7 protein-coding genes are annotated in these 7,754 nt (G+C 56.2%); all 7 read left to right on the forward strand.

The genetic code is table 11. The features are described 5' to 3' along the window. Positions 1–109 precede the first annotated feature (109 nt). Positions 110–319, forward strand: a complete 210-nt coding sequence (locus tag WMO18_RS02635; RefSeq protein WP_158707401.1) for a helix-turn-helix domain-containing protein — start codon at positions 110–112, stop codon at positions 317–319. A gap of 48 nt (positions 320–367) precedes the next feature. Continuing rightward, positions 368–916 (forward strand): RNA polymerase sigma factor, encoded by a 549-nt coding sequence (locus tag WMO18_RS02640; protein ID WP_306779322.1) that lies wholly within the window; start codon positions 368–370, stop codon positions 914–916. Next, the gene (locus tag WMO18_RS02645) at positions 903–1,265 is read left to right on the forward strand and encodes a DUF4179 domain-containing protein (protein WP_118662832.1); all 363 of its coding nucleotides are present in this window, start codon (positions 903–905) and stop codon (positions 1,263–1,265) included. The genes WMO18_RS02640 and WMO18_RS02645 overlap by 14 nt, the downstream gene beginning before the upstream one ends. After that, on the forward strand, positions 1,252–1,878 hold the full coding sequence (locus tag WMO18_RS02650) for a histidine kinase (RefSeq protein WP_306779321.1): 627 nt from the start codon (positions 1,252–1,254) through the stop codon (positions 1,876–1,878). Before WMO18_RS02645 ends, WMO18_RS02650 begins: the two co-directional genes overlap by 14 nt. Further along, positions 1,875–2,504 carry a PrsW family glutamic-type intramembrane protease gene (locus WMO18_RS02655; protein ID WP_367286283.1) on the forward strand — a complete coding sequence of 210 codons (630 nt, stop codon included), beginning with the start codon at positions 1,875–1,877 and terminating at the stop codon, positions 2,502–2,504. Before WMO18_RS02650 ends, WMO18_RS02655 begins: the two co-directional genes overlap by 4 nt. Positions 2,505–2,662: 158 nt before the next feature. Beyond that, entirely contained in the window at positions 2,663–3,016 is a 354-nt protein-coding gene (locus WMO18_RS02660; protein ID WP_367286284.1) for a hypothetical protein, read from the forward strand. Beyond that, on the forward strand, positions 3,013–7,754 hold a 4,742-nt coding region (locus tag WMO18_RS02665; RefSeq protein ID WP_367286285.1), incomplete at its 3' end, for an InlB B-repeat-containing protein. The genes WMO18_RS02660 and WMO18_RS02665, both read left to right, overlap by 4 nt.

Here is a 7,754-nt window from a genome sequence, read left to right on the forward strand (position 1 = left end):
ATGAGGACGTGGGAGAGATTCTGCGTCCCAACGTCCGTGTGGGCTTGCTTTTATTCGGATATTCGTATATAATGTATCGTATTGAGTATTATCCATGCGGAGGTGCGGTATGAACGGGATCAAGGGCTATATCTCCATTCGGGAGGCGTCTTACCGTTGGGGCGTGTCAGAGCGGCGGGTCAACCAATACTGCGCCGAAGGGCGGATTCCCGGTGCGTCCCGGTTCGGACGTTCATGGGCGATCCCGGAAAATGCGGAGAAACCGTCCGACCCGCGCTTTCAAGGACAGCACCGCGATTCCGGCAGGACAAGCACCTGACGGATACCCCTCTGCATGGGAAGCATCCGCAAAAAGGAGGTGAACGCTATGGCCTGCGACGAGAGCTTGTACCGCCAATATCTGAACGGCGACGACGAAGGGCTCAATGCCCTGATGAAAAAATACGGCGACCCCCTGACCCTGTATATCGACGGCTATCTGCACGACGTTCACGAGGCGGAGGAACTGATGCTGGACGTTTTCGCCTATCTGTTCACCAAAAAGCCGAAGATACGGGACGGCGGCTTCAAGGCGTATCTCTATAAGGCGGCGCGGCACATGGCGCTGCGCCATAAGAGCAAACGGAAGCCCCTGTTCAGCCTCGATACGCTGACCGGCGAGCCGGACGGACGGCTGCTGGTGGAGGAGGTCATTCGGACGGAGGAGCGAAACCGCGTTCTGCACTTCTGCATGGACGAAATGAACCCGGACTATCGGGAGGTGCTGTATCTCACCTATTTTGAGGATATGAGTTACGCACAGGCAGCGGAGGTCACGGGAAAAACGGTAAAGCAGATCACCAACATGGTGTATCGCGGAAAAAAGAGCCTGCGAAGGCTATTAGAACTGGAGGGAATCACTAATGCGGAGCTATGAAGAGCGTGTTGCGGAGACAAAGCGGCGCATCGCCAAAATTGAGCGGGAGAAACGGCTGCGTCGTAATACAATTACCATGGTTTCTGCCGTGGCGGCGTGCCTTGTGCTGCTCATCGGTGCGTCCCTCGCCATGCCCGGCATTGCTGCAAGCATCCGGACTGGGGATTATGTGGGCTTTGAAACGGCGGCAAGCATCTTTCACGACGGTGCGGCTTTGGGATACATCGTCATCGGGCTTCTGGCGTTTTTACTCGGCGTGTGCGTGACCGTTCTGTGCTTCCTGCTGCGGCAGATGAACCGAGAGGACAGACAGGATGAGGAAAGCGAGGATGTGCATGGAGCTGATTGAAAACCTGCTGCAACTGCTGGTCACATTCGTCGGTGCGCTGCTTTCGGGTATCTTCTACTGGAAAAGCCGCAGGCAGGCGGATTTTCTTCTGCTGTGTTTCTACGGTTGCTTTGCCCTCGGCGCATTCTACTGGACGCTGTATCTGCTGCTGTTCAATACCACGCCGCACGTTTTTTATGTATCGGAGTTCGGCTGGGTGGCGAGCCTCATCTTCCTGCACATTTTGCAAGAAACTCTCGCCACTCAGGACGAGCGCAGCTTCCGTAGCCGCTCTGCATGGCTTGCGCCTGCGTTTGGCGTGCCGCTGCTGGTGTTTTACTGCACCTTCGGGGACATTCTCTCCAACCTAATCTGGTGCGGTATGATGATATGGCTCTCTTACTGCGCCATTCGAGGGCTTGCCTATGCGAAAACGCAGATGGGCACGGTGCAGAATATGCGGTATTTCCATAGCGGCGTGCTGTGCTTTGTATTTGCGGAGTATCTGCTTTGGACTGTGGGCTGCTTCTGGTCGGATACCTCACCGGCAAGCCCTACCTTTTGGTGCGATATGATGCTGACGCTTGCGATTCTGGGGCTGCTGCCCGCCACGAGAAAGGCGGTGGAAGCGTGACCTACATCGAAAACATCTTTCTCTGCATAGTCTCTCCCCTGCTGGTAGCCGCTCTGTGCATGGGCAGGCGGCAGCTTCGCTTTTTCCTGTTTTGCATTGTCGGGATGGGGGTGTGCCTGCTTTCGGCCTATATTAACACCTTTCTTGCGGCGGTGTGTCAGGCGGACGCCCTTGCCGCCACGGCGGAGATTGCGCCGGTGGTGGAGGAAATGATGAAGCTGCTGCCGCTGGTGTTCTATCTTTTGGTGTTCGAGCCGGAGGGGAATAAAATCAAGGCTGCCGCCATCACGGTTGCCCTCGCCTTTGCCACCTTTGAAAACGTCTGCTATCTCATCCAAAACGGAGCGGACCGCTTTTCCTTTATTTTCTTCCGGGGCTTCGGCACGGGAGCCATGCATGTCCTCTGCGGACTGATCGTAGGCGGCGGTCTTGCATACACATGGCAGCGGACGTGGCTGAAGGTGGCCGGCACTTGCGGTCTGCTGTGTGCGGCGATAACATTCCACGCCACCTACAATCTGCTGATTGCCTACGGCGGTACGGCGCAGTACATCGCCTACGCCATGCCGGTGCTGCTGGTGGCGGCGGTAAGATTGTCTGCTTTCCGATTATCGCAGAGAAAATAACTGAACATCCTCTACTTGAGAGCTGCTTTTTGGCGGCTCTCAAATTTTTTTAAAAAATTTTTCGTTTTTGGTGAGAGTTTTTTCGATTTTTTGTACCTATATAAGTGAAAGGGTTTTTATTACAGTTTCAGACAAACCGGAAAGGGGGTTCAAACAATATGTATGATACCGCAAGACGGGTCGCACTCGTCAAGCAGCGGGTGCGGGAAAACACCCGCCGGAGGCAGCGGTGCGAGGCAATAAGCCTCTCCGCAGCGTGTATACTGCTGTGCGCGGCGCTGATGCAGACAGCGGGCACGGTCGTCACTCCGGGACAGACCGCCGCATGGGGCGTGTTCGGCGCGATGCTGCTGCGGGAGGACGCGGGCGGCTATGTGCTGGTGGCCGTCGTCTCCTTTGCAGCGGCGGTGGTCATCACCGCGCTGTGCTTCCGGCTCAGAAGCAAGGAAAACCGGAGAAAAGACGGGACGCATAAGCCGAACCAACACGAAAAGGAGGAGAAAAGCCAATGAAGAAACGAATACTCAGTATCATGCTTATATGCTGCATGGTGCTGACGCTGCTGCCGACAGCGGTCTTTGCAGCGGAGACCGGCGCGATGGATACTATCCCCACAAAATTTGATGTGGAGATCGATCTGTGCAATAGAACGAGCGACATCAACATCAAGGACAGCAAGACATACTATATCTATTCGTCCTCAAGCGATCCGGACTTTGTCTGGACCAAGAAGATCCAGATCAATGGAAAGAAGGCGGCACCGCACATTTTTCTGGACAACGTTAACATTCAGGTGAACAAGGACGCCAAGACACCGGCCATCGAGCTGCACGGAAAGGCGTCGGCGTATCTGTACTTTATCAACCGGGACAGTAAGCTGACGGGGGCCACCGGACGGGCGGCCATTCAGAAGAACCGCAGCGAGGGGCAGCTGTGCGTGCAGGTGATGGAGGGCACCACGGTGACGTGTCAGGGTGGCTATAAAGCGGCGGGCATAGGAGGAAGCTGGGCGACCCGCAATATCGCAGAAAGTCTGTTCAACCTGGATATGTACGGTCACGGCGCAAATATGCACTTCGGCTCTCAGACGAACCCATCGCTCTGGAGCGGCACCATCATCGCCAAGGGCGGCGATGGAGGAGCCGGCATTGGCGGCGGCAGAAACGGCAGCGGCGAGAAGCTGTATTTCTACTCAGGTAAAATCGAGGCGAAGGGCGGCGAAGCGGCCTCCGGCATCGGCGGCAGCTTCAAGGGCCGCGGCCGCGATATCTACATCTACGGCGGCGATATTTCCGCCAAGGGCGGCGATGGAGGAGCCGGTATCGGCGGGGGCTGCTGGAAATCGTTGCAGGACATGGATGGCGACACCGCAGCCTATAATATCAACATTTACGGCGGCAAGATCAACGCCCACGGCGGATACAACGGCGCGGGCATCGGTGGCGGTCAGTTCGTCCCGGCGCGCGATATCACCATCACCGGCGGCGAGATCACGGCGCACGGTACGCACGGCGCGGCCATCGGCGGCGGACGCTGGTGTCACGGTCAGAACATCACCGTGACGGACGCGAAGCTGAAGCTGACGACAGGATACTCTCGATACATCTCGGACGAGGCGGCAGCTATGGGCTACGGCGATCGTGTATACTTGGAAAAGGTATACGATATCGACGTAGGGAAAAGATATATAGGAGATCTTGTCAGGAACCCCCTGCCCGAAGACTACAAGTCCATCAAAATAGGCTCATACCATGGAAAGCTGGTGAAGCTGAAGGTTGAGGCGCAAGCCATCAACCGCGACGACGAGTTCGCCTTCTTCTGGAATCTCTATGATATTCTGATTCCCAATGAAAACGGGCGTATCGACGTGCAGCTGCTGACGCTGCCGTACGTGAAGAACTACGGCTGGGCGATCGAAGCGATGGAGATGGAGCTGATCGACGACCCCTGCAACGGGAAGCACGACTTCGGCTGGGTCGACCGGCAGTCGTGCCACGTCTGGGCATGCCGGAATATGAAATGTCAGGCGCGTGACCCGGTGGCGGAGATGTCCAAGCAAAACGGAAAGCACATCCCCGGCGACTGGAGCAATCAGAAGCAGCTCTGCACTGTGTGCGGCCATGTGATGGGAACGGACACGAAGGCGCCGGTGCTGGAGGGTTTGAAGGACGGCGAGAGCTACACCGTCGAGGATACCCTCGATGGAAATCCCGGCGCGTACACCTTCACCGTGAGCGACCCGGCGCTGAATGGTGAGACGTCCTCCGGCATCAAGTCGGTGACCATCAACGGCGAGCCGCAAGCCGGCCCCACCTATCGTCTCCCCGCGCCGGATGGCGGCAACAATGATGCGGGAGCGGAATATACCGTGGTTGCGACTGACAACGCGGGAAACGAGACTACGGCCACAGTCAGAACCTACAGGCGGCACCATGTGAAGGTCATCAGCCCGGACGGCAAAAAGACCTACGCCGATCTGATGCTGCCGCACAATGAATATCTGGTGCTCCAGATCAGGCTGCCGGCGGGCGTGTCGGCAACGCTGACCGATGAGGCAGACGGGACGAAAATCCCATATGACAAGGAAAAGGGAGAGTTCCGGGCAGGTCTGATCACCAAAAACCGGACGCTCGTGCTGAACTATTCGACGAAGCATCCAAAGGTCGAGCTTCGCTTGGGGACGGGTCAGTACTTCACGGGATATAACGCGGATTCGGACGAACCGTATTATCTCAAAGGCGCGTCCATGGATGAGAATTCCTATCAGATAGGCATGTGGGTCGACACGGACGCGAAGCCAGGCTATTACCTCAGCTCTCCGAAGCGCTACACGCAGGAAGAGCTGGCAGCGCTTGACGAGTCCCTCTGGAAGGAATACAAGATAGCGGAAGCCACGCCGGGATCGATCGTGCTGCCATTTATCTTAATCACAATAGACGCTGCGGCGTATGAAGAAAACGGCGGTTGGTATGTCTATGCCAAAGCCACGAACCCGACGGGAACGACCTATGTCTCTACGCCGAAGATGATCATTGACGTCGAGAACCCGAAAGCCATTGATCTTTCTACCGGAAAGGACCTGAAGAGCTATGGTAAGTATTACGGCGACCTGCGGTTCAAGGTAGAGGACTCATCGCCCGTCACGGTTCGTTGCCATACATCCCCGAGTGGGAAAGCTGAGCTTCTGACGCCGGATGAAAATGGCGTTTATACGATCCCGGCAGAGTATGACAACAGCATCCAACACACGCTTATCATCGAAGACGCCTGCGGAAATGTGGCCTCCTACAAGTCGTTCAGGGTTTTCTGGAACTACCTGACCAATGTGCGGGAGAAGGACCATTGGGATGTGGCGCCTGCGCAGCCGATCCGTATTTCCAGGGAACAGAATCTGAAAGAGGAGCTCTCCAAGGTCCAAATCGGGGTTTTTGCAGCTGACACCTCCGGTTTTATACCTGTCGAGGTTTCGTGGGAGATCCCGGCAGACTATGATCCGCAGTCCCAGCGGGAGCAGACCTTCACGGTCAACGGAACGGTGATTCTGGAGGGCACCGGAGCACGCTGCAACTCGGGGCTTGATGTTATCACACGTCCGGGAGAGGAGTGGAAGAAGAACATCTCGGTGCAGGTGACCGTGGAGGGCGACCCGCAGTATAAGGTGACGGTGCAGGATTGCGAAAACGGCAGAGTCAAGGTGGTGAACGCTGCGGGAACCGCCGAGGACGGCACGCCACTGTTCTTTAAGGGCGAGCTTGTCATGCTCTCCATTGACCCCGACGAGGGCTATATGCTAAGCACGCTGTCCGTCAATGGCAACCCTGCCGCCGTTGCGGTTGGGGACGATACCTATACCTTCACCCAGCCGGAGGGAGATGTTACCATCACCGCAGCGTTTGAAATGCGCAACGAGCATACCGTCACTTTTGACGCTAACGGCGGCTCCGAGCCTGAGGAGCTGCCCGAGGAGGTCACCACCGCAATGCCCGCTAAGAAGATATTGCACGGCAGCGAGTATTCTCTGCCGGAGTGCGAGTTTATTGCACCCGAAGGAAAGCAGTTCAAGGCATGGGAGATAGACGGTGCGGAGTATCCGGTGAACGCCCCTGTGACCGTCACTGCTGACATCACAGTCAAGGCGCTGTGGGAGGACGCACCTCCCGCCCCTGCCGAGTATACCGTCAGATTCAATGCCAACGGTGGCGGCGGCACAATGGCAGATGTCACCGGTATTTCCGGCAGCTACACCCTGCCCGCCTGCGGTTTTACTGAACCGGAAGGCAAGCAATTCAAGGGCTGGTCAACCAGTGCCGACGGTTCGGTTATTTCCGGCACGACCTATGAAGTAAGCTTGGATACTACCTTCTATGCAATCTGGGAGAGTAAAGAGTATCCCATCATCGTAGCGGACGGCAAAGCGACAATCGGTGCAGGAAGCGAAATCAGTAAAGCGGCGCAAGGTACAACCATTACTCTGACCGCAAATGCGGCTCCTGACGGTAAGGTGTTTGATAAGTGGGTAGTAGAAAGCGGCAGCGCTGCTCTTGAAGATGCGAACAGTGAAACCACTACTTTCATAATGCCTGCGGAAGCAGTAAGCGTGAAGGCGACTTATAAGGGCGCTCCGCATACCCATACTTTCGATCAGGAAACCATAAAGGATGAAGCACTCAAATCGGCTGCCGATTGCACAAACGACGCAGTGTATTACAAGAGCTGCGCCTGCGGCGAAATCAGCACAACAGAAACCTTTACAGCTGCGGATACTGCTCTCGGACACGATTGGGCAACTGATTGGAATAAGGACGCAGACAATCACTGGAAGGAGTGCAGTCGCTGCCACAAGAAAAAAGATAATGCGGCGCACGATTACGGCGAGGACAACATCTGCGATACCTGCGGATATGACAAGACCGTACCGCATACGCACAATCTGACCCTCGTTCCCGCAAAGGCTCCTACTTGCACGGAGAAAGGCAACACGGCATATTACACCTGCGACGGCTGTGACAAGTGGTTTGAGGATGCAACCGGTGCATCCGAAATTACCGACAAGACAAGCGTAATCCTTGCGGCAACAGGTCATAGCGCTTCCGACTGGAAGTCCGATAATACCGATCACTGGAAAGAGTGCACCGTTGTCGGCTGCGGCGTGATCATCGAGGGCAGCAAGGCGGCGCATACCGCCGGCGAATGGATTATCGACACCCCGGCAACAGCTACCACAAGCGGCTCAAAGCATAAGGAATGCAC

This window comes from Ruminococcoides intestinihominis (assembly GCF_040096285.1).
In the GTDB taxonomy this organism is placed as follows: domain Bacteria; phylum Bacillota; class Clostridia; order Oscillospirales; family Acutalibacteraceae; genus Ruminococcoides; species Ruminococcoides intestinihominis.

Coding starts and splice junctions, on each gene's coding strand:
- WMO18_RS02635 (WP_158707401.1), top strand. CDS start 110: ATGAACGGGATCAAGGGCTATATCTCCATTCGGGAGGCGTCTTACCGT.
- WMO18_RS02660 (WP_367286284.1), top strand. CDS start 2,663: ATGTATGATACCGCAAGACGGGTCGCACTCGTCAAGCAGCGGGTGCGG.
- WMO18_RS02645 (WP_118662832.1), top strand. CDS start 903: ATGCGGAGCTATGAAGAGCGTGTTGCGGAGACAAAGCGGCGCATCGCC.
- WMO18_RS02640 (WP_306779322.1), top strand. CDS start 368: ATGGCCTGCGACGAGAGCTTGTACCGCCAATATCTGAACGGCGACGAC.
- WMO18_RS02650 (WP_306779321.1), top strand. CDS start 1,252: ATGGAGCTGATTGAAAACCTGCTGCAACTGCTGGTCACATTCGTCGGT.